The sequence below is a fragment of the Veronia nyctiphanis genome, assembly GCF_004116385.1.
Taxonomy (GTDB): domain Bacteria; phylum Pseudomonadota; class Gammaproteobacteria; order Enterobacterales; family Vibrionaceae; genus Veronia; species Veronia nyctiphanis.
The window spans coordinates 26,961-47,778 of record NZ_PEIB01000012.1; the positions used below are offsets into that span (position 1 = coordinate 26,961).

Here is a 20,818-nt window from a genome sequence, read left to right on the forward strand (position 1 = left end):
CACTGACGCTATATTCAGAAAGGGTCAGATCCATTTAGATACAAAAAAGCCCCGAAACGAGGCTTTTGGAGCGAGTTCAAGCTTACTGTTTGCTGATTGGCTCAACAAACGTCACGCTCATGTCCCAAGGCTGCTCGATCCATGTGTCCTGCGCAATATCAACAACATAGTCATCAACCAAGTGTTTTCCGGCTGGCTTAGCACACACAGTGACGAATTTTCCCTTCGGGTACATCTGGCGAATGACTTCTGCTGTACCACCAGTATCGACCAAATCATCGATGACGATAAAACCTTCACCGTCGCCGTCTGCTTTTTTCAGAATGCGCATGTCGCGTTGATGATCATGATCGTAGCTTGAAATGCACACCGTATCGACATGCCTGATGCCCAGCTCTCTGGCAAGAATTGCGGCAGGTACCAGACCACCGCGGCTCACAGCAATGATACCTTTCCATTGTTCTGCAGGAAGTAGTTTCTCCGCCAATTGGCGAGTGTACATCTGCATATTGTCCCATGTGATCACGAATTTAGTCGTCATATAAAAAACCTTTGTGGCGAGCTTGCCAGTAGAGTACGTTAAAAAAATTTGCGGTATTCTGACTTACATGTAGAACTTGAGCAAGAACAGCGCAGCCAAGATCCAGATACTAATATGCACTTCTTTCACTTTGCCGCTGAACGCTTTGATTGCTGCGTAAGCAATGAAGCCAAGACCAATACCGCTCGCAATAGAGTATGTCAGTGGCATCATCAGGCAGACAACACCCACAGGTGCCGCTTCCGTCAGATCGCGCCAATCAACATTCACCAGCCCTGACATCATCAAAATAGCAACGTAGAACAGTGCACCTGCTGTTGCGTAAGCAGGCACCATGCCAGCAAGCGGAGAAAAGAACAGCGCGAGCAGGAACAGAATACCGACAACCACAGCCGTCAGGCCCGTGCGTCCCCCTTCAGCAACACCAGACACGCTTTCGATATACGAGGTCGTGTTGGAGGTCCCAAACAGCGCACCAACAGACGTTGCTGTGCTGTCTGCCAACAATGCGCGACCAAGACGAGGTACATTGCCGTTTTCATCGGTCAACTTGGCACGTTGAGCAACACCGACTAACGTTCCTGCCGTGTCGAACAGGTCGACAAACAAAAAGGCAAAAACAATCGAAATCAAGCCAACTTCAAATGCACCTGCAAAATCTAACTGCAGGAAAGTCGGAGCAACACTTGGTGGCATTGACATCAGGCCGCTGTATTCCACATTGCCTGTCAATACGCTGATAGCGGTAACGACAAGAATCGCCAGCATCACCGCACCTTTAATACCGCGGTTAACCAAGCCAATCGTTAGAAAGAAACCCAGAGCTGCCATTGCCGGACCAAATGCCGTGATATCGCCTAAAGCAACCAAGGTGGCAGGGTGGTCAACGACAATGCCGGAATTTTCAAGCGCGATCAGCGCGAGAAACATTCCGATACCCGCGGTGATCCCCGTTCTTAACGACATAGGGATAGAGTTAATGATCCACTGCCTGACTTGAAAGAGGCTAAGCAGGATAAAGCACACACCAGAAAGAAAAACAGCGGCAAGAGCGACCTGCCACGAGTAACCCATTTGGAAAACAACCGTGTAGGTAAAGAAAGCGTTTAGGCCCATGCCGGGAGCCTGCGCCACCGGATAGTTGGCAATAAAGCCCATGATGAAGCAGCCAATCGCCGCTGCTACACAAGTGGCGACAAATACTGCGCCACGGTCCATGCCCGTTTCAGAAAGGATCTGAGGGTTGACGAAGATGATGTAAGCCATCGTCAGGAAGGTAGTCAATCCGGCAATGATTTCAGTGCGTACGTCTGTGCCCTGCTCTTTTAATTTAAAAAGGCGCTCAAGCATAAAGTGGGTCCCTTAAATGTGTGAAAAATGCTGTATAGGTGAATACAAGCCAAAGGAAAACGTTTGCTTATAATTTTGACGCGCATACTACTCTTCCAGAAAATAAAATTCCAGAGCAAAGTTATAACAAGGAGGATCGCCTCAACTTATGACCATTTTTTATCCTTTTCGCACCATGCGAGAACAAGTTTAGGTAAATTAGCGCTCCCGTGATCTCTTCGTTAACAGTGACACCGTTATCAGAGACGGATACCAGTTTTACATTTTGCTCCGCGACCAAAACAGAAAGGCGCTATTCGTATCACAAGTGCAGTGGTATTCTTTGCGCTTTATACAACCACCAGAATGATTGTTGCGGCAGGCATTGCTATATCAGAGTAACCTGCTTATATGCTCAAGCATTCCGAAAGATCATGGAGCTTTACGTGTCTGAAATTAGTCAGTTATCACCACAGCCAGTCTGGCAGTTCTTCGACAAAATATGTTCAATTCCCCATCCTTCAAAACATGAAGAGCAATTGGCCCAATACATTATCGGCTGGGCTGAAGGTGAAGGCTTGGAGGTGGAGCGGGACGACACCGGCAATGTGTTAATCCGCAAACCTGCAACTTCTGGCATGGAAAACCATAAAGGTGTGGTTCTACAAGCACACATCGACATGGTACCGCAGAAGAATGAAGACACTATCCATGATTTCACAAAAGACCCAATCCGCCCTTATATCGATGGCGAATGGGTAACGGCTGAAGGCACGACACTGGGTTCAGATAACGGCATGGGTATGGCTGCATGCCTTGCTGTGCTGGCCGATAAAGATATCGCCCATGGTCCATTGGAAGTATTGCTGACTATCGATGAAGAAGCCGGCATGACGGGGGCCTTTGGCCTGAAAGCAAACTGGCTCAAAGGCGACATCCTGCTGAACACGGATTCAGAGCAGGAAGGCGAAGTGTATATGGGCTGTGCAGGCGGCGTTGATGCGTCCCTCGCGTTCACGGTGGAAAAAGCAGAGTTGGCGGAAGGTTACGTCGCTGCTCGTCTTCAGGTGAAAGGACTCAAAGGTGGTCACTCGGGCTGCGATATCCACACGGGTCGCTCTAATGCGAACAAATTGGTTGGTCGCTTCCTTGCTGCGCATGTCGACGAACTTGGCCTGCGTCTTCTTGGTATTGGTGGCGGCACACTTCGCAACGCTATTCCGCGAGAAGCGTTTGCAGACGTGGCTGTGCCTACTGCTCAGCGTGAGAAGTTGGAGACACTTTTTGCTGAATATCTTTCGGTGCTCAACGCAGAGCTGGGTGCTGTCGAAACGTCACTGGATCTGTCTGTCACTGACAGTAACGCGCCATTGATTGCTTTGAGCAACTCAGATCAGGCCAGAATCATCGCCACCATCAATGCATGCCCTAACGGCGTAATTCGTATGAGCGACGACATTGAGGGCGTGGTTGAAACATCGCTGAACCTTGGTGTGATCACCACAGAAGGTAACACCATCACCCTGCTATGCCTGATTCGTTCGCTGACCGATACGGGTCGCCAGAGTGTTGAGAGCATGCTGGCCTCACTTGCAGAGCTTGCGGGAGCAGCTTCAAGCTTTACAGGCGCTTACCCAGCTGGAAACCCGATGCCGACTCTCAAGTGATGAAAATCTTCCGCCAGACTTACCAAGATATTTATGGCCGAGTCCCTAACATCATGGTCATTCATGCAGGCCTTGAGTGCGGTTTGTTTAAAGAACCATACCCAGAAATGGATATGATTTCATTCGGCCCAACCATCAAGTTCCCTCACTCTCCTGATGAAAAGGTAGAGATCAAAACCGTGGCCTTGTTCTGGGAACAAATGGTCGCGATGCTGAACGCAATTCCAGAAAAAGCTTAACGGCGTATCTTGCTTATCAAAAAAGCACTCAATATGAGTGCTTTTTTTCTATCCCCAGTCAAAACTGAGCTGTTCACGATTCTCAGCAGTTTTTGGCGCCAGACCGACTGTTAGGCCTATCAAACGAATTCCTCGTCCTTGTTGGCGCTCCAAGGCTTCTTTGAGTAGCAATGGGTAAGCTGTCTTATTAAACTGATCCTGTCGGTGTTCAACGGTGGTCTGCTGAAAATCAGAGAATTTCAGCTTCACGCCCTGACGATTGATTTTACGGTCGGCTAACACCGGACAAAGACGTTTTTCAAGTTCTGTGTACAATGACTCCAATACTTCAAGGCACTGCGCCTCTGTCTTCACATCTGCAGCCAGCGTGCGTTCAACCCCAACTGATTTTCGTTCACGATGGGTTTCAACTTCCCTGTCATCCACCCCATGACTGCGTTTCCACAGCGAATGGCCAAACTTACCAAAGCGCTGAATCAACTCTGCTTTGTCGAACTGCTGCACATCACTTCCGGTATATAAACCAAGCTTATGCAGCTTGGTCAGCGTAACTTTTCCCACACCGGGGATTTTTTCTAACGGTAAGGTCTTAACAAAATCATCGACCGCATTGGGCGGGATCACACAAATCCCATCGGGTTTGTTGATGTCTGACGCCACTTTTGCCACAAATTTTACCGGACCTACGCCAGCTGAAGCTGTCAACCTGAGTTCGCGAGCAATATCCGCACGAATCGCTTCCGCGATCAGCGTCGCTGACCCCTGATACAGTTCGCTGTCTGTCACATCCAGATAGGCTTCATCGAGTGAAAGAGGCTCAATCTTATCAGTGTAGCGGGAGAAAATTTCGCGGATATGCTGCGAGACCTCTTTATATTTCATCATATTGCCGCGGATCACCGTCAGGTTTGGGCATAGCCGCAACGCATGGGCCGTCGCCATGGCAGAGCGAACACCGTGCTTCCTTGCAATGTAGTTACAAGTTGATATCACCCCGCGACGCTTTTCTGAACCACCAATAGCAAGCGGGATGGATTCAAGTGATGGGTCATCGCGCATTTCCACTGCCGCGTAAAAGCAATCCATATCGATGTGAACGATTTTTTTCATCAGAGCTATTCAGACTGCAAACCATTGACTGTTCATTTATACAGTATAATTTAAGCTGGAAAAAGGGGCAGCCGTGAGGTTTGTAGCAAGGATATACTTCCTGTGAGCGAATGATATGCTTTACGGATAGCGAGAAATTAAGGGACGTAATGAGAATAACAATTGCGGGCAGCGGCGCAATAGGATCGCTGTTTGCCACTTACTTGTCTGAAGGCGGACACGATATCCACCTCTGGACCCGAGGCAATGCAACCCAGATCCAGCGCAAACGGGATGAAAATACTCAGATAGGCTTCGCCAGTAATAGTCCGGATCGCCTTGCTGAAAGTGATGCTGTCTTTGTGGCCGTCAAAGCATTTCACGTCGAAGAAGTATTAACAGAGTTGGCCCAGTACCTTCATCCAGACTCACCCGTTATTTTGACTCACAATGGCATGGGTACCGATGAACTGGCCGCAAGAATATTGCCAAACAATCCACTTCTGTTTGCCACCACTACCCATGGCAGCCTTAGATTAAGTGACAGCCATATTCGTCACACCGGAAAGGGGCAAACACTGGTTGGTGGGCTCAATGACAGCGGTAAACGTTGTGAGTTTCTGGCGGAAGTGATTCATCACAGCCTGCCTCCCTGTACCTGGTCAGATAACGTTTATCTTGCACTTTGGCAAAAGCTCGCAATCAATTGCGTCATTAACCCCCTTACTGCCGTTCACAAAATCAAAAACGGCGAACTGCTAAACAAGAAATTCAGCGAAGTAATCAGCTCACTGAGTGAAGAAATTACCAACGTCATGCTCGCGGATGGGATGGACAGTGATTGTGATATCATCCGCCAGAATGCATTACAGGTTGCCAAAGATACCGCTGAGAATTACTCGTCGATGAATAGAGATCTGCATTTTAAGCGCCGATCAGAAGTCGACTTTATTACTGGTTATCTGATTTCACGGGCAAATATTCACGGTATTGATGTCCCAGCCAACCTGTCGTTGTGGCAGCAAATAAAGAATCTGGAGCAAAGCTATGAAAAGTGAAGTGCAGGAAAATACACTTCCACGCGTATTGGTGTGTCTGGCCCACGGCACGGAAGAAATGGAAGCCGTTACTGTCATCGATGTAATGGTCAGAGCCGGGTTTAGCGTCACAGTGGCCAGTGCGGCGCCAGATGGCGACCTGACGATTACCTGCTCCCGCGGTGTCAGGTTGATTGCCGATGTACCTTTGGTACAAATCGCTGATGATGAGTTTGACTGTATCGTGTTGCCCGGCGGTGTTGATGGCGCAACATGCCTCGGTGAAAGTGCATTGATCATTGAAATGATCAAACAGCAGCAGTGCGATCAGAAATGGGTCGCGGCAATTTGTGCTGCTCCCGCACTCGTGTTGGAGAAAAATGGGCTTTACCCTGATGCATACAAGAGCTGTCATCCTGCATTCATTAATCACATTCCAGAAGACAAGCAAAACACCCGTCGTGTGATGAACGACAGAGACCATAAATTGATCACCAGTCAAGGGCCTGGCAGTGCCTTGGAATTTGCGGTAGAAATCGTGTTGACTCTGGGCGGCAAAGAAAAAGCGGCAGAAGTGGTTGCGCCGATGACGATTATCCCCAACCTCAACTACGACAAAAAATTTGCTGTTGTGGATTAACCTCACGGGTGACTCAATAAACTGACAGGCATAAAAAAACCGGCTTTAAGCCGGTTTTTTTATGCCTTAATACAATGATTAAGGTCGATATACTTTCACGTTCTCAAAGCCATTTTCGCGTAAATACAATGCCTGAAGACGACTCATAATTCCGCGATCACAGTAGAGCAGATAGACTTTGCTCTGATCCAAATCACCGAATTTAGTGGCCAATTTGAAAAACGGAATGTGTGTAATTTCCACCCCATTAATTTCCAGCGGCTTGTCGTCTTCTTCTTCCGGACTACGGATATCAAGTACTACATGGTCGGCTGCAATTTCATCTACCAGTTCAACCTCAGGTGCCTGCTCTTGACTTTTGGTCGCAATCTCACGGATATCGGTGATTCGGGCGTCGTAAACAACCTGATCAAGAATATCAAAATTGAACTTGGCTTCTTCAATATCCAGCTTTTCCTGAACGGCTTTCACCGTCGGCTTTCTGGAAATCACGCCACAGTATTCGGGCATGGTTTTCGCGAAGTCTTCAGTGCCGATATCACGAGCAAGATTGATAATATCTTCCTTATCCCAGTTGATCAGCGGGCGTAAGATCATGGTCTCAGACACCTTATCAATCAAGCTCAGGTTGGTCAGCGTCTGGCTAGATACCTGACCAATCGCTTCGCCTGTAACCATAGCTGGGACACCAAATTTCTCAGCGACTTTAGACGCCGCACGCATGAACATACGCTTAAGCACTACACCCATCTGGCCATCATCGACATTTTCAAGAATTTCAGCGACGACAGGTTCAAAGTCAATCGAGATGAATTTAACTTTGGCCGAAGAGCCGAATTTTTCCCACAGATAGTAAGCCGTCTGCTGAACACCAATCTCATGGGCTGCACCGCCCAGATTGAAGAAGCAATAATGTACCTTGCTGCCGCGCTTTATATGCAGGTAGCTGGACACACCGGAGTCAAAACCACCGGAAATCAAACTAAGTACATCTTCCTGCGTTCCCAGAGGGAAACCACCTAGGCCCTTGTGACGCTTACGAACCACATTGAGCTTGTCGCGATCCACCTCAAGATGAACTGTCACATCTGGGTTCTTGAGCTGCACTCTCGCATTCTCAAGTTTATTCAGACCACCACCAACATAGCGCTCTACCTCGATAGATGTGAAATCGTGAGAACCACGACGTTTGGCGCGAACGCAGAACGACTTGCCTTCAACTTGCTCTCTCACCGCTTCAAGGGTGATCTCATAAATATTGTGCAGATCAGTGAAGGGGGTTTGTTCAACCTCAAGCACATGGTGGATACCCGGCGTGCAAGTCAGCACCTCTAGCGCAATCTCTCTTTCCCTATCGTCTTTCAGAGTAACCTCAATGTGGTCACGACGATTGTATACCGCCATCGCGTTAGATTTACGCTTGAGAATGTTACGGATATTACATTCAAGTATTTTCGTGAAACGTTTCCGTACAGACTCACTTTTGACCATCACTTCAGGATGAATTTTGACGATAAATTTCATAACAGATTTCGCTACAGCTACAACAAAGGCGCGGATTATACATCAAGCATACAGCATCTGGAACTATACAGGCGGACAAAAAAGCAGCACCATGTGGGGCTGTTTTTTTTACACTGGACTTTGAAAAATAAGCCACTCAGGATAATTATGAGTCTGGATCCATATTTTCAGTAGCAATTTCATCTGAAAGCATCGCTTTACCCTGCATGATAGAAATTTCTACCCGACGGTTTTGCTCGCGGTTTTCATCTGAATCATTCGGCACCAAAGGTCGCGAAGAGCCTGCGCCTTCGACTCTGACACGGGACGGGTCAAACCCTTCGACCTCACTCATAACGAGAGACACAGACACGGCGCGTTGCGCTGACAAATCCAGATTTGAGCGATAAAGCTCTGTGTCGACCAATGTATCGTCTGTGTGGCCAGAAATATGAATTTCTCCCGGTACATCTTTAATGATGCGACCGATTTTCTGAATCATTGGATGGAACTGTCTTTGTAAGTAAGCCGACCCTGTTGGGAACATGCCCTTTTCTTTGATTCGGATAACAAATTGCTGGCCAAGGTTTTCCGCATCAATTGCGCCTTCTTCAATTTCCTTTTTCAACGCTTGCATCAGCATCTGCGCGGCGCTGGAAGACTTAGCAGCACTTTGGGAGTCCTCAGCATCTTTCAGCTTTTCAGATTGTGTTGCCAAGTCCGCCGTTGCACCACCCGACTTTTGTCCTTCGGAATCGCGCTGAGTACCACCAGAGCGATCTTCTTCACCATCCTGAAAAGTCAGCGAGCGCTGCGTCATGTCAATCGTTTGCTGCATGATGACTTCAATCGGTGTAGGTTCAGGACGGCCCGGACGGAACTCCTGTGCGATTACACTGGTACCCTTGGGGATATCTTTCACTTCCAGCAAATTCTGAACACCAAACGCAAACTTCATCGAACCGGCAATCTGCCGGAACTTCATGACATCCATCTCAGAGAAAGACAGCAGAAGTACGAAGAAACACATCAACAGTGACATCAGGTCGGCGAAGGTTCCCATCCAAGCGGGTAGCCCGGGGGGGGGACATTTGCATTCTTCTTCCATACTCAGTTCCTACCCATCAACGTCAACAGTACGTTTTTTCTCGTTGAGGTAATTTTTCAGATAGCTGTCCAGTACCCTTGGGTTCTGGCCATCCTGAATTGCCAGCAAGCCATCCATGATGAGCAAGCGGTTCAGTTTTTCCTGATCTTTGCGCAGTTTTAGCTTATCCGCGATAGGAATAGCCACCATGTTTGCCAGCATTGCACCGTACAAGGTCGTTAACAGTGCAACCGCCATCGCAGGCCCGATTGCCTTCGGGTCATCCATGTTTGACAACATCGCGACCAGACCAACCAATGTACCTATCATCCCCATCGCCGGGGCAACATCAGCCAGGTTGGAATAAAAACTTGCACCAGAGTCATGACGCTCTTCTGTCAGTCCAATGTCTTTTGCCAGTGTCATTTTCACCACGTCACCGTCGTGTCCATCCACCAGCATGTCCACACCCTTTTTCATGAAAGAATTGGTGACTTCCATTTCTTCCAGGGCAAGGAATCCCCCTTTACGGGCAGCATCTGCCATCTCAACCAATTTCGCGATCAATTCTTCAGGGTCGTCAGCGGCAAACATAAATGCTTTGCCTGCAATACCAAAGGCACCCAAAAACTGAGGCAGGGTAAATTTCATCATAACAACCGCGAGACTTCCGCCGAATACAATCAATGCAGAAGGTGCGTCCGCAAACATGCTCAGCTCTCCACCAAGCAGCATTGCCATCAAGACGAACGCAAACGCACCGAGGATTCCGAGTAGTGTAGCCAGATCCAAAGCGATACCCCTTTAAAAGTTTAAAAATGCAACAACACTGAAAGGTGTCGAGAAACGCGACGATTTTATCAGTTACTAGATATAACGGCAGTATAGTCAGGAGATTTAGTGCGCAAAAGCAACATAAGAAAAATCTCTTCCGTACACATTATTTCACGCTAGGGTTTGACCCCTCTCGGGCACTGCGATAACTTCACAGCCAAATTAGTAATATAAGACGCATTATGGCAGCTAAGAAACCCGAGAAGATGGCTTTTGAGGAGATCCTCAAAGAGTTGGATACTATCGTACAGGGCCTTGAAAGTGGTGATTTACCTTTAGATTCGGCGCTAAAGCAGTTTGAACGTGGCATCACACTGGCACGTCATGGTCAAAAAACACTGACCGACGCAGAACAGAAAGTGGAAATTCTGCTCAGTGAGGATGACAATGCGCCTTTGACTGATTTCGAGCCGGAAAACGATGACTGAGCTGCAACAACTGTTAACACATTGCCAAACGCGCAGTAATGACGTGTTGACTCACTGGCTTGATACTCTGCCTTCACCTGAACAGTCACTGATAAAAGCCATGCAACATGGCGTGTTGCTCGGCGGAAAGAGGGTGCGTCCCTTTCTCGTGTATGCCACAGGCCAAATGTTTGGAGCATCAGAGTCTGATTTAGATACGCCAGCCGCCGCCGTTGAATGTGTGCATGCCTACTCTCTGATTCATGATGACTTACCTGCCATGGATGATGATGCACTTCGTCGCGGAAAGCCAACGTGTCATGTTGCATTCGATGAAGCAACCGCAATACTGGCGGGTGATGCACTGCAAACACTGGCCTTCTCGATACTCGCAGAGGGGCGTTTATCTGCTGACGCTGAGGCTCATCGCATCAATTTAGTCCGCGAATTGGCTTCCGCATCAGGTGCCAGAGGTATGTGCCTTGGTCAGGCCCTCGATCTTGAAGCTGAAGGTAAAGCTGTTGACCTCGAAACACTGCAACGCATCCATAACAACAAAACAGGGGCACTGATCCGCTGCGCGGTTCGCATGGGTGCGTATGCCGCTGGGGAGAAGGGAATTGCTTGTCTGCCTGAACTCGATAAATTTGCCAACGCCATGGGTCTGGCTTTCCAAGTTCAGGACGATATTCTTGATATCACCAGCGATACAGCCACCCTTGGTAAACCCCAAGGCTCTGATGTTTTAGCAGAGAAAAGTACCTACCCTGCCCTGCTCGGACTGGAAGGAGCCAGACAAAAAGCCGACGAGCTTTATAAGGAAGGACTACACGCATTGGGGACAATCCCATACAATACGTCACAACTGGAAGTTTTTGCCCGATATATCATCGAGCGCAATAGCTAATAATTTTTCTCGCGCCGAATCCCACTATGACTTTGGATATATCAAAATACCCAACCCTTGCACTGGCAGATACACCTGATGAGCTAAGAACGCTCCCAAGTACTATGCTGCCGAAGCTTTGTGAGGAGTTGAGGACTTACTTACTGAACAGTGTCAGCCATTCAAGCGGACACTTTGCCTCTGGCCTTGGTGCAATAGAACTCACCGTGGCACTTCACTACGTCTATAACACACCGTTTGACCACCTTATTTGGGATGTTGGCCATCAGGCCTATCCGCACAAAATTCTCACTGGTCGTCGTGAAAGAATGACATCAATCCGTCAAAAAGACGGTCTTCACCCATTTCCATGGCGCGGAGAAAGTGAGTACGACACACTCTCTGTCGGACACAGTTCGACCTCTATCAGTGCAGCCTCGGTATGGCTATTGCCGCCGATAAAGAGGGTAAAGGCCGTCGTGTCGTGAGTGTTATTGGTGATGGTGCAATCACCGCAGGCATGGCGTTTGAAGCATGAACCATGCGGGTGATGTACACAATGACATGCTAGTGATCCTTAATGACAATGAGATGTCTATCTCTGAGAATGTGGGCGCGCTAAACAATCACCTTGCGCAGCTTCTCTCGGGGAATATGTATACCTCAATCCGGGAAGGCGGAAAGAAAGTGCTGTCTGGCACACCGTCAATCAAAGAACTGGTTCGTCGTGCCGAAGAGCACCTCAAAGGCATGGTTGTTCCTGGGACCTTGTTTGAGGAGCTGGGTTTCAACTACATCGGCCCTATTGATGGACACGACGTTGAAGAACTGGTGAAAACCATCAAAAACATGCGTGGCCTTAAAGGCCCTCAGTTTTTGCACGTGATGACCAAAAAAGGCAAAGGTTACGAGCCAGCGGAGAAAGACCCAATCGGCTACCATGCAGTACCGAAGTTCGACCCGACCGAGAGTTCCCTGCCGAAAAGCAAAGCAACAAATCCGACTTTCTCGAAAATTTTTGGTAACTGGCTTTGTGACATGGCAGAGCAAGATCCGAAACTGTTAGCCATTACACCTGCAATGCGTGAAGGCTCAGGTATGGTGAAATTCTCGAAAGAGTATCCGGATCAGTACTTTGACGTTGCGATTGCAGAGCAACACGCTGTGACGCTCGGCGCAGGTATGGCCATTGGTGGTTATCATCCGGTTGTTGCCATCTATTCGACCTTCCTGCAACGCGGCTACGATCAGCTTATCCATGACGTGGCAATCATGAACCTACCTGTGATGTTTGCCATCGACCGTGGCGGACTCGTTGGTGCGGATGGTCAAACCCATCAGGGCGCGTTTGATCTTAGCTATATGCGCTGCATTCCAAACATGGTGATCATGGCACCAAGTGATGAGAATGAATGCCGCCAGATGCTGTATACGGGCCACAAACATCAGGGGCCATCAGCAATACGCTACCCTCGCGGGGCCGGCTGTGGCGCTGACGTTGAGTCAGAAATGAATGAGTTACCGTTGGGCAGAGGCATCGTCCGCCGAGAAGGTAAAAGCATAGCTATCCTGAGCTTCGGTACTTTCCTGCCCAATGCGCTTGAAGCGGCAGAAAAACTTGATGCGACCGTCGCAGACATGCGTTTTGTTAAACCACTGGATGAGCAACTCATTAGTGAACTTGCCGAAACGCATGACGTACTTGTCACGATTGAAGAAAATGCAATTGCAGGTGGTGCTGGCTCTGGTGTTATCGAATACCTCATGAAATCGCGTCAGATTAAACCTGTGCTGCAATTAGGCTTGCCTGATAAGTTTATCCATCAAGGTACACAGCAAGAACTTCATGCGGAACTGGAGCTTGATGCAGAGGGTATAGAGAAACAAATCCGTCGCTATCTCGACCAGTGATGAGAAAAAACGGCGCAACAAGCGCCGTTTTTTTATTGCTTAATACAACAAGTAAAAATACGTTAGAGCAGACTGCTCAACCACCAATGGTTAACCAGCCATAGCGACACCATTGCCATTAATCCCGCAACAACGTCGTCCAGCATGATCCCGAAACCACCGTGTACTTTCCTGTCGAGTAAGCTGATTGGCCAAGGTTTCACCATGTCAAAAAACCGAAAGAGCACAAAGCCTGTCAGCACCACCTGCCACTGCGTCGAAGGCACGAGTAACATAGTGATCCAAAAGCCTGCAAACTCATCCCAGACAATACTGCCGTGGTCATGAACCTTCATATCATCCGACGTGCGCCCGCAAAGGTAGATGCCCACCAGGCTTCCCAAAATCGCCGCAGAGAGCAGCACCCACCAGCCAAATTGCATGAACAGGAAATAGAAAGGTACCGCAGCTAGCGTCCCCATGGTTCCTGGGATAATTGGTGAAAGACCAGAACCAAAGCCTGTTGCCAGTAAGTGGACAGGGTTAGAGAGTCGAATATGGGATGTAGGTTTTGTCACTGCTTACTCCGAAAAATGATCCCAACCAGCAAGCTGCCAGTCTACCGCGTCACCTTGCCAGTTGAGGGTCAAGCCACTGCCAGAGCGAATCTGACCGATACAGACCAAATGAATATCCGCGTGTGCAAACGCGGTATCTAACGCGCCACGGTTAATTTCTGGCACTGTAAAGCACAGCTCGTACTCTTCTCCACTACAAAGGGCCATCTTTGCGGCAACCTGTGGATCTTTTTCCAGCTCATTTAACACGGAAGAAACAGGGATAAGAGCAGCATCGACATTAGCGCCAACACCGCTGGCTTTCAGGATATGCGGAAGGTCCGAAATAAGGCCATCAGAAATATCAAGTGTAGAGCTGGCAATGCCTCTCAGTTTTTGTCCTGCCAAAACCCGTGGCTGGCGCAAGTAATGCCCGCGAATGAGTGCTTCAGCATATAGACCTGTTCGATCTCGGTTACCAAGAATAAAGTCCAAACCCAGCGCACTGTCACCCAGCTCTCCGGTCACATAAATCCAATCACCGACCTTGGCTCCGCTACGTGTCAATGCTTGACCAGTCGGCACAAGGCCTTGAAGAGTGATGGAAATACTCAACGGCCCACGGGTGGTATCTCCACCAATGAGCTGTACATTGAAATACTCAGCAAGTTTGTAGAACCCTTTGCAGAATGCTTCTATCCAGCCTTCATCATTTTCAGGCAACGTTAGCGCAAGCGAACACCACGCAGGCATGGCTCCCATTGCAGCAAGATCACTGAGATTAGCAGCTAGGGCCTTGTGAGCCACCCACTCTGGATTGGCGTCTTCAAGAAAATGGACGCCTGCAACCAATGTATCTGTAGTGACGGCTACCTGATTACCTTCAGGCACTGAAATCAACGCGGCATCATCACCAATGCCTAAATCTACATCGCGTCGCGTGACAGGTTGCGAAGCAAAGTAACGCCCAATGATATCGAATTCATTTCCAGACATAACCGTATCCGACTTTTGTAGTAACCCAATGAGTAGCTAGAAAATAGGTAGCTAAACAACCTTAACTAAGTAAAAAGGCCAGCATGGCTGGCCTTTTCTATCGTACATTGTGTTCTTATTTCTTACGAAGCGTGGGAGCCGCTTTGTCGAGAACACCATTCACAAATTTGTGGCTATCTTCAGCGCCAAAACGCTTAGCAAGCTCGATAGCTTCATTGATAACCACTTTGAATGGGACATCTTCCCGCTTCGCCATTTCATAAACAGCAAGGCGCAGAAGAGCATGTTCCATCTCTCAAGATCCTGAAGCGGACGTGACAGGTAAGGACGCATTTTGCTATCCAGTTCCTGATGGCTCAGTACCACACCAGAAAACAGATCACGGAAATAATCCACATCGGTTTCTGGTTGGCGCAGACGAGGTTCCTCTGCCTGATGCTCTTCTTCTTCGTAATTGTCGTCAGAAAGAAATTGCGCTTCAATTTCTGCAATGTTGCGCTTTGACAATTGCCACGAATAAATCGCCTGTAATGCAAAATGGCGTGCATTACGCCGTGCGGCTGGTTTCACGATAACACTCCGTTAGGATTCGATTTGGGACAGAACATTGACCATTTCAAGCGCGCTTTGTGCAGCCTCTGCCCCTTTATTACCAGCCTTGGTACCCGCGCGTTCGATAGCTTGTTCGATGGTATCTACAGTCAGCACACCGAAAGCAACTGGCGTATCAAATTCCAGTGCAACCTGTGCCAACCCTTTGTTACATTCTCCGGCTACATAATCAAAGTGCGGTGTACCACCACGGATCACTGAGCCAAGTGCGATGATAGCATCGTAGCTGCCGCTCTTAGCAACACGCTGAGTAACCAAAGGCAGCTCATAAGCACCTGGACAACGAACGATAGTGATATTGTCTTCACTGACCTGACCCTGACGTTTCAGTGCATCAAGCGCACCTTCCAGCAGGCTTTCATTAATAAAGCTGTTAAAGCGGGAAATAACGATAGCAACTTTAGCGTTGGGTGCTGCAAATGCACCTTCGATCACCTTCATGGGCCTTCCTGTGACTTAATTTAACCGGATTAAAAAACCGCGGGATTCTAACACACTTTTATCTGCCGATCCCAGTGTATCGATGGTGTTTGTGTAACAAACCGATAGCAAATTGCCTCGGATCTGTTCCCCTGCTCCCCATTCAAAAGCGTTATTAATCCGTGAGCTAAAACAAAAAACGCGGCACTGTGCCGCGTTTGACGGTATTCGTTGTTTTCTAGTTACTGACTAACGTACTCGACCACTTTGAGGCCAAAACCAGACAGTGCATGGTAGCGTTTGCTCGCCGATGACAGCAAGCGCATTTCCGTGACACCCATGTCTGATAGTATCTGAGAGCCAACACCTACGCGGCGCGACGTACCCTGCCACTTAGCTCCGGCAGGTCGTTCGCCTTTGTCCTGCGCACCAAAAACACGAAGCTTTTCAATCATTGATTCTGTGCTTTCTTCTTTACCAAGCACCACCAATACACCGCCTTCTGCGCTCATTCTTTTCATGGCATCAGTCAACGCCCAGCTGCGCTCTGACGCCCTGTCGGTGTGAAGCAGATCAGTGAGCGTATCTTGTAAGTGAACACGCACCAACGTCGGCTGGTTATTAATTTCGCCTTTGCGCAGGGCATAGTGAAGTTGGTTATCAATGATATCGCGATAAGCAACCAGATCGAACTCACCAAATTCAGTTGGCAATTTACATTCTGCCACACGTTCGATGGTCGTTTCGTTGTTATTACGGTACTCAATCAAATCCGCAATGGTACCGAGTTTGATGCCATGTTTCTCACCAAACTTTTCAAGATCTGGACGACGCGCCATGGTGCCGTCTTCATTGAGAATTTCAACGATAACGCCCGCTGGGCCAAAACCTGCCAGACGAGCCAAGTCACAGCCTGCTTCTGTGTGACCAGCACGAGTCAGAACACCACCGTCTTGTGCCATCAATGGGAAAATGTGACCCGGCTGAACCAGATCAGACGCTTTTGCATCCGGGGCCACTGCTGCTTCAACAGTGCGAGAGCGGTCAGCGGCTGAAATACCTGTCGTCACCCCTTCCGCTGCCTCGATAGAGACAGTGAACGCGGTAGAAAACTGCGCGTTGTTGTCAGACACCATAGGGGGTAAACCAAGCTTCTCACAGCGCTCCTGCGTCATGGTAAGGCAAATCAGACCACGACCATACGTCGCCATAAAGTTGATGGCTTCCGGCGTGATTTTCTCGGCGGCGATAATAAGATCACCTTCGTTTTCACGATCTTCATCGTCCATCAGGATAACCATTTTTCCCTGACGGATGTCTTCAATGATTTCTTCTATACTGCTAATCGCCATTTTTCTGCTCTTTGATGAACTATTTTAAAAAACCTGATTCAGCAAGCTTAGCCATTGTCAGACCATTTTGCGCTGACTGGCTTGCCTTTTCACCCAGAACCAGACGCTCCAGGTAACGCGCAATAACGTCTACTTCCATATTAACCACCTGACCAGCATGATAATGCTGAATAGTAGTCTCAGACGAAGTGTGCGGCACAATAGTAAGCTTAAAGCGGGCACCATCAACAGCATTAATAGTAAGACTTATGCCATCTACTGTGACAGACCCTTTCTCCGCCAGATATTTTGCCAGTGAAGCAGGCGCTTCAAGCCAGAACTCGATAGCCCTGCCGCTTTGCTCCCGAGAAGCCACGGTCGCCAGACCGTCAACATGGCCTGATACAATGTGGCCGCCAAAACGGGTTGTTGGCAGCATCGCTTTTTCAAGGTTTACTTTTTGCCCCGGCTCATAGTGAGCAAATGCCGTTCTGTTTAGTGTTTCAGCTGACAGGTCGGCAACGTAGCCATTACCCGTCAGAGAGACAACCGTCAAACACACACCATTTGTGGCAATACTGTCGCCCAGTTTGACATCAGCCAAATCAAGCCCACGGCTGTCAACAGTCAGCGAAATATCCTGCCCCTTAGAGGTCACCGCTTTGATTTCACCAACTGCTTCAATAATTCCTGTAAACATAGTTTCAATTCTTGTCGTTACTGCTTACGCAGAGTCATACGAATGTCGTTACCAACACGGGTCACGTCATCAAGGATAAACTCGGGCACGTCTGACATAGACTCGAGGCCAGACAACGCCAACAGTGGCCTGCCATCCGCACCAATGACTTTGGGTGCCTGATAAACAATCAGTTCGTCAACCAGCCCGGCTTTTAACAATGCACCAGCAAGATTTGCGCCTGCCTCGACCCAAACATGATTAATTCCCTGAGCAGCAAGTTTAAGCATCACATCATGAAGGTCAAAGCCTGCTTCATTACTGTTAGCATGAGTGACTGACGTCTGCTCAGTCAAAACGTTATCGTTGGCGCTGTCATGCACCATGATGACCTCGCCCTTCAACGAAAAAAGGTGAGCGTCAGGTTTCACTCGGCTTTGGCGATCTAAAATCACTCGAATGGGCTGGCGAAGTGACGTTTCCGGATAAGCCTGCTGAATGTCTTCGGGAAGCTGTGCCCAACGCACATTTAAGGAAGGATTGTCATCAATAACTGTCTGGCTAGTAGAAAGTATTGCACCTGACATCGCACGGTAAACCTGAACATCGGCTCGCGCTTCTGCACCTGTTATCCATTTACTGTCGCCATTCGCCAGTGCGGTTCTACCATCAAGCGTCGAGGCAAGCTTGAGTTGAACATAAGGCATGCCTGTGGTCATGAATTTGATAAATGGCGCGTTGAGCGTTTCCGCGTCGGTTTGTTTGAGGCCTACATCAACTTCAATACCTGCATCACGCATTCGGTTAATGCCCCGACCCGCCACTTCTGGGTTGGGATCAACCATGGCGCAGACAACGCGTTTTACGCCAGCATCAATCAGCGCATTCGCACAAGGCGGCGTTCGGCCAAAATGAGAGCACGGCTCAAGCGTGACGTAGGCCGTCGCGCCGCTTGCTTTCTCAGCAGCTGCTCGAAGAGCAAAGACTTCGGCATGCGCTTCGCCTGCCCGCTGATGAAAACCTTCACCAACAATATGTTCACCTTGCGTGATAACACAACCGACCCTAGGGTTGGGGGCTGTGGTGAACCGCCCAAGAGCCGCCAGCGCCAGTGCGCGCTCCATCATTCGGGTATCAAAATCAGAAAACATGATGAGCCTTACTTTTCGAGTCGGGCAATCTCTTCGCCAAACTCTCGGATATCCTCAAAACTATGATAGACCGAGGCAAAGCGGATGTACGCCACTTTATCCAACTCTTTCAGCGCTTCCATCACCAAGTTACCGACCATATTCGACGAAACTTCACGCTCACCCGTCGCACGTATCTTGGTTTTGATCGCGTTGATGGCTTTTTCCATATCGTCGGTACTAACTGGACGCTTTTCTAACGCGCGTTGAATACCACCAGTCAGTTTGTCTTCATTGAAAGGCTCACGGTTACCATTGCTTTTTATGATGCGTGGCATAACCAGTTCCGCCGTCTCGAACGTGGTATATCGCTCACTGCACGCAATACATTGGCGACGACGACGAACTTGATGACCATCGGCCACCAACCTGGAATCTATGACTTTGGTGTCAGTTGCACCACAAAATGGACAGTGCATCGTGCCTCCTTAATGATTTCGCAACAGTGTACCCGATTTACTGATCAGTCGCAGTGGATTATAGGAAATGCCGATGAAATTCTGGTTGCTAAAACAAAAAAGACACCCTGAGGGTGCCTTTTCTTTTTTGCAGTCTCTTACGCAGTTTTATGGATAAACTGGCAGACGCTGACAAATATCCAATACTTTGCCTTTCGTCGCTTCGATAACAGCGCTGTCTTCGATGTTTTCCAACACGTCACACATCCAGCCAGCAAGATCTTTTGCATCTTGCTCAGTGAAGCCTCGGCGAGTAATTGCCGGCGTACCCACACGAATACCAGAGGTGACGAATGGGCTACGCGGGTCATTCGGTACGCTGTTTTTATTTACCGTGATGTTCGCCGCACCCAGCGCCGCATCCGCTTCTTTACCTGTGATGTTCTTTTCAATCAGGTCAACCAAGAACAGGTGGTTTTCTGTGCTGCCCGATACGATGTTGAAACCGCGAGACAGGAAAACTTCAACCATGGCTTTGGCGTTATCGACAACACGCTGCTGGTAAGTTTTAAATTCTGGCTCCATCGCTTCTTTAAATGCGACCGCTTTTGCTGCGATAACATGCATCAAAGGACCGCCCTGACCACCCGGGAATACCGCTGAGTTCAGTTTTTTGTACAGATCTTCGCCAGCACTGGACAGAATCAGACCGCCGCGAGGACCTGCAAGCGTTTTATGGGTTGTGGTTGTGACCACATGTGCATGAGGCACTGGCGTAGGGTAAACACCTGCAGCAACCAAACCGGCGACGTGGGCCATATCGACAAACAGGAAAGCATCGACTTTATCCGCGATTTCACGCATGCGCGCCCAATCAACGATTTGCGAATAGGCAGAGAAACCGCCGATGATCATCTTAGGTTTGTGCTCAACAGCCAGCGCTTCCATCTCATCGTAATTAATTTGGCCAGCTTCATCGATGCCGTAAGGAATGACGTTGTAGTGCTTACCAGAGAAGTTTACCGGAGAGCCATGAGTCAAGTGACCGCCGTGCGCGAGGCTCATACCCAAGATGGTATCACCCGGGTTAAGCAGTGCCATGAACACTGCACTGTTGGCTTGTGAGCCTGAATGTGGCTGAACATTGGCATATTCGCAATCAAACAGCGCACAGGCACGGTCGATGGCTAGCGCTTCTGCTTTATCAACGAACTCACAACCACCGTAATAACGTTTGCCCGGATAGCCTTCTGCGTACTTGTTAGTCAGCTGCGAACCCTGAGCCTCCATTACGCGAGGGCTGGTGTAGTTTTCTGACGCGATCAGTTCGATGTGCTCTTCCTGACGGGCCGTTTCTTCCTCGATCGCGGCAAACAACTCCGGATCATAATCAGCGATATTCATATCACGCTTTAACATCTGTCTCTCCTGCCTCAGATAAGGTCACAGCTTTGGTAACCCAAGTGTCACTCCAGCATTGAGTAAC

Annotated in this window: 18 protein-coding genes and 3 pseudogenes; 6 read left to right on the forward strand and 15 right to left on the reverse strand. The window is 48.8% G+C overall.

All coding sequences use genetic code 11. The annotated features are described in order from the left end of the window. Positions 1-82: 82 nt before the first annotated feature. Both gpt and CS022_RS11255 read right to left on the reverse strand, forming a co-directional pair. Positions 83-541 carry a xanthine phosphoribosyltransferase gene (gene gpt, locus CS022_RS11250; RefSeq protein WP_129122355.1) on the reverse strand — a complete coding sequence of 153 codons (459 nt, stop codon included), beginning with the start codon at positions 539-541 and terminating at the stop codon, positions 83-85. 63 nt (positions 542-604) lie between these two features. Then, a complete protein-coding gene (locus tag CS022_RS11255) occupies positions 605-1,891 on the reverse strand; it encodes an NCS2 family permease (RefSeq protein ID WP_129122356.1) in 1,287 nt (428 codons plus the stop codon). A 413-nt stretch (positions 1,892-2,304) separates the two neighbouring features. Here CS022_RS11255 and CS022_RS11260 point away from each other — a divergent pair. After that, positions 2,305-3,776, forward strand: a pseudogene (locus CS022_RS11260) (aminoacyl-histidine dipeptidase). Between the two features lie 48 nt (positions 3,777-3,824). Here CS022_RS11260 and dinB read toward each other — a convergent pair. After that, entirely contained in the window at positions 3,825-4,886 is a 1,062-nt protein-coding gene (gene dinB / locus CS022_RS11265) for a DNA polymerase IV (RefSeq protein ID WP_129122357.1), read from the reverse strand. 149 nt (positions 4,887-5,035) lie between these two features. Here dinB and CS022_RS11270 point away from each other — a divergent pair, with 149 nt between their 5' ends. Both CS022_RS11270 and CS022_RS11275 read left to right on the forward strand, forming a co-directional pair. Next, on the forward strand, positions 5,036-5,923 hold the full coding sequence (locus CS022_RS11270; protein WP_129122358.1) for a 2-dehydropantoate 2-reductase: 888 nt from the start codon (positions 5,036-5,038) through the stop codon (positions 5,921-5,923). Beyond that, a complete protein-coding gene (locus CS022_RS11275) occupies positions 5,913-6,542 on the forward strand; it encodes a DJ-1 family glyoxalase III (RefSeq protein ID WP_129122359.1) in 630 nt (209 codons plus the stop codon). Before CS022_RS11270 ends, CS022_RS11275 begins: the two co-directional genes overlap by 11 nt. Before the next feature lie 78 nt (positions 6,543-6,620). Here the strand turns inward: CS022_RS11275 and thiI are convergent, their stop codons facing one another. From thiI to pomA, 3 genes are all read right to left on the reverse strand, one after another. Continuing rightward, positions 6,621-8,066 (reverse strand): tRNA uracil 4-sulfurtransferase ThiI, encoded by a 1,446-nt coding sequence (gene thiI, locus CS022_RS11280; protein ID WP_129122360.1) that lies wholly within the window; start codon positions 8,064-8,066, stop codon positions 6,621-6,623. A gap of 145 nt (positions 8,067-8,211) precedes the next feature. After that, positions 8,212-9,153, reverse strand: a complete 942-nt coding sequence (locus CS022_RS11285; protein WP_129122361.1) for a flagellar motor protein MotB — start codon at positions 9,151-9,153, stop codon at positions 8,212-8,214. Positions 9,154-9,162: 9 nt separating this feature from the next. After that, complete coding sequence (gene pomA, locus CS022_RS11290; protein WP_129122362.1) at positions 9,163-9,924, reverse strand: flagellar motor protein PomA; 762 nt, start codon at positions 9,922-9,924, stop codon at positions 9,163-9,165. 224 nt (positions 9,925-10,148) lie between these two features. Between pomA and xseB the strand changes: the two genes are divergently transcribed. The 3 genes and pseudogenes from xseB (at position 10,149) to dxs (ending at position 13,170) form a co-directional block, all read left to right on the forward strand. Beyond that, on the forward strand, positions 10,149-10,394 hold the full coding sequence (gene xseB / locus CS022_RS11295) for an exodeoxyribonuclease VII small subunit (RefSeq protein WP_129122363.1): 246 nt from the start codon (positions 10,149-10,151) through the stop codon (positions 10,392-10,394). Then, entirely contained in the window at positions 10,387-11,280 is an 894-nt protein-coding gene (gene ispA, locus CS022_RS11300) for a (2E,6E)-farnesyl diphosphate synthase (RefSeq protein WP_129122364.1), read from the forward strand. Before xseB ends, ispA begins: the two co-directional genes overlap by 8 nt. Before the next feature lie 26 nt (positions 11,281-11,306). Then, positions 11,307-13,170, forward strand: a pseudogene (gene dxs / locus CS022_RS11305) (1-deoxy-D-xylulose-5-phosphate synthase). A 62-nt stretch (positions 13,171-13,232) separates the two neighbouring features. Here dxs and pgpA read toward each other — a convergent pair. From pgpA to glyA, 9 genes and pseudogenes are all read right to left on the reverse strand, one after another. Further along, complete coding sequence (pgpA, locus tag CS022_RS11310) at positions 13,233-13,727, reverse strand: phosphatidylglycerophosphatase A (protein ID WP_129122365.1); 495 nt, start codon at positions 13,725-13,727, stop codon at positions 13,233-13,235. 3 nt (positions 13,728-13,730) lie between these two features. Beyond that, on the reverse strand, positions 13,731-14,702 hold the full coding sequence (thiL, locus tag CS022_RS11315) for a thiamine-phosphate kinase (RefSeq protein ID WP_129122366.1): 972 nt from the start codon (positions 14,700-14,702) through the stop codon (positions 13,731-13,733). 115 nt (positions 14,703-14,817) lie between these two features. Then, positions 14,818-15,272 (reverse strand): annotated as a pseudogene (nusB, locus tag CS022_RS11320) (transcription antitermination factor NusB). Between the two features lie 12 nt (positions 15,273-15,284). Further along, complete coding sequence (gene ribH, locus CS022_RS11325) at positions 15,285-15,755, reverse strand: 6,7-dimethyl-8-ribityllumazine synthase (RefSeq protein WP_129122367.1); 471 nt, start codon at positions 15,753-15,755, stop codon at positions 15,285-15,287. Between the two features lie 221 nt (positions 15,756-15,976). After that, on the reverse strand, positions 15,977-17,086 hold the full coding sequence (gene ribBA, locus CS022_RS11330; protein WP_129122368.1) for a bifunctional 3,4-dihydroxy-2-butanone-4-phosphate synthase/GTP cyclohydrolase II: 1,110 nt from the start codon (positions 17,084-17,086) through the stop codon (positions 15,977-15,979). Positions 17,087-17,105: 19 nt separating this feature from the next. Further along, positions 17,106-17,765, reverse strand: a complete 660-nt coding sequence (locus CS022_RS11335) for a riboflavin synthase (RefSeq protein ID WP_129122369.1) — start codon at positions 17,763-17,765, stop codon at positions 17,106-17,108. A 17-nt stretch (positions 17,766-17,782) separates the two neighbouring features. Continuing rightward, a complete protein-coding gene (ribD, locus tag CS022_RS11340) occupies positions 17,783-18,895 on the reverse strand; it encodes a bifunctional diaminohydroxyphosphoribosylaminopyrimidine deaminase/5-amino-6-(5-phosphoribosylamino)uracil reductase RibD (protein ID WP_129122370.1) in 1,113 nt (370 codons plus the stop codon). A gap of 8 nt (positions 18,896-18,903) precedes the next feature. Next, on the reverse strand, positions 18,904-19,353 hold the full coding sequence (gene nrdR, locus CS022_RS11345) for a transcriptional regulator NrdR (protein WP_129122371.1): 450 nt from the start codon (positions 19,351-19,353) through the stop codon (positions 18,904-18,906). 147 nt (positions 19,354-19,500) lie between these two features. Further along, on the reverse strand, positions 19,501-20,751 hold the full coding sequence (gene glyA, locus CS022_RS11350; protein ID WP_129122372.1) for a serine hydroxymethyltransferase: 1,251 nt from the start codon (positions 20,749-20,751) through the stop codon (positions 19,501-19,503). Positions 20,752-20,818: the final 67 nt, after the last annotated feature.

Coding starts and splice junctions, on each gene's coding strand:
- glyA (WP_129122372.1), bottom strand. CDS start 20,751: ATGTTAAAGCGTGATATGAATATCGCTGATTATGATCCGGAGTTGTTT.
- ribBA (WP_129122368.1), bottom strand. CDS start 17,086: ATGGCGATTAGCAGTATAGAAGAAATCATTGAAGACATCCGTCAGGGA.
- thiI (WP_129122360.1), bottom strand. CDS start 8,066: ATGAAATTTATCGTCAAAATTCATCCTGAAGTGATGGTCAAAAGTGAG.
- ispA (WP_129122364.1), top strand. CDS start 10,387: ATGACTGAGCTGCAACAACTGTTAACACATTGCCAAACGCGCAGTAAT.
- CS022_RS11335 (WP_129122369.1), bottom strand. CDS start 17,765: ATGTTTACAGGAATTATTGAAGCAGTTGGTGAAATCAAAGCGGTGACC.
- CS022_RS11275 (WP_129122359.1), top strand. CDS start 5,913: ATGAAAAGTGAAGTGCAGGAAAATACACTTCCACGCGTATTGGTGTGT.
- ribD (WP_129122370.1), bottom strand. CDS start 18,895: ATGTTTTCTGATTTTGATACCCGAATGATGGAGCGCGCACTGGCGCTG.
- nrdR (WP_129122371.1), bottom strand. CDS start 19,353: ATGCACTGTCCATTTTGTGGTGCAACTGACACCAAAGTCATAGATTCC.
- gpt (WP_129122355.1), bottom strand. CDS start 541: ATGACGACTAAATTCGTGATCACATGGGACAATATGCAGATGTACACT.
- thiL (WP_129122366.1), bottom strand. CDS start 14,702: ATGTCTGGAAATGAATTCGATATCATTGGGCGTTACTTTGCTTCGCAA.
- CS022_RS11270 (WP_129122358.1), top strand. CDS start 5,036: ATGAGAATAACAATTGCGGGCAGCGGCGCAATAGGATCGCTGTTTGCC.
- ribH (WP_129122367.1), bottom strand. CDS start 15,755: ATGAAGGTGATCGAAGGTGCATTTGCAGCACCCAACGCTAAAGTTGCT.
- CS022_RS11255 (WP_129122356.1), bottom strand. CDS start 1,891: ATGCTTGAGCGCCTTTTTAAATTAAAAGAGCAGGGCACAGACGTACGC.
- dinB (WP_129122357.1), bottom strand. CDS start 4,886: ATGAAAAAAATCGTTCACATCGATATGGATTGCTTTTACGCGGCAGTG.
- CS022_RS11285 (WP_129122361.1), bottom strand. CDS start 9,153: ATGGAAGAAGAATGCAAATGTCCCCCCCCCGGGCTACCCGCTTGGATG.
- xseB (WP_129122363.1), top strand. CDS start 10,149: ATGGCAGCTAAGAAACCCGAGAAGATGGCTTTTGAGGAGATCCTCAAA.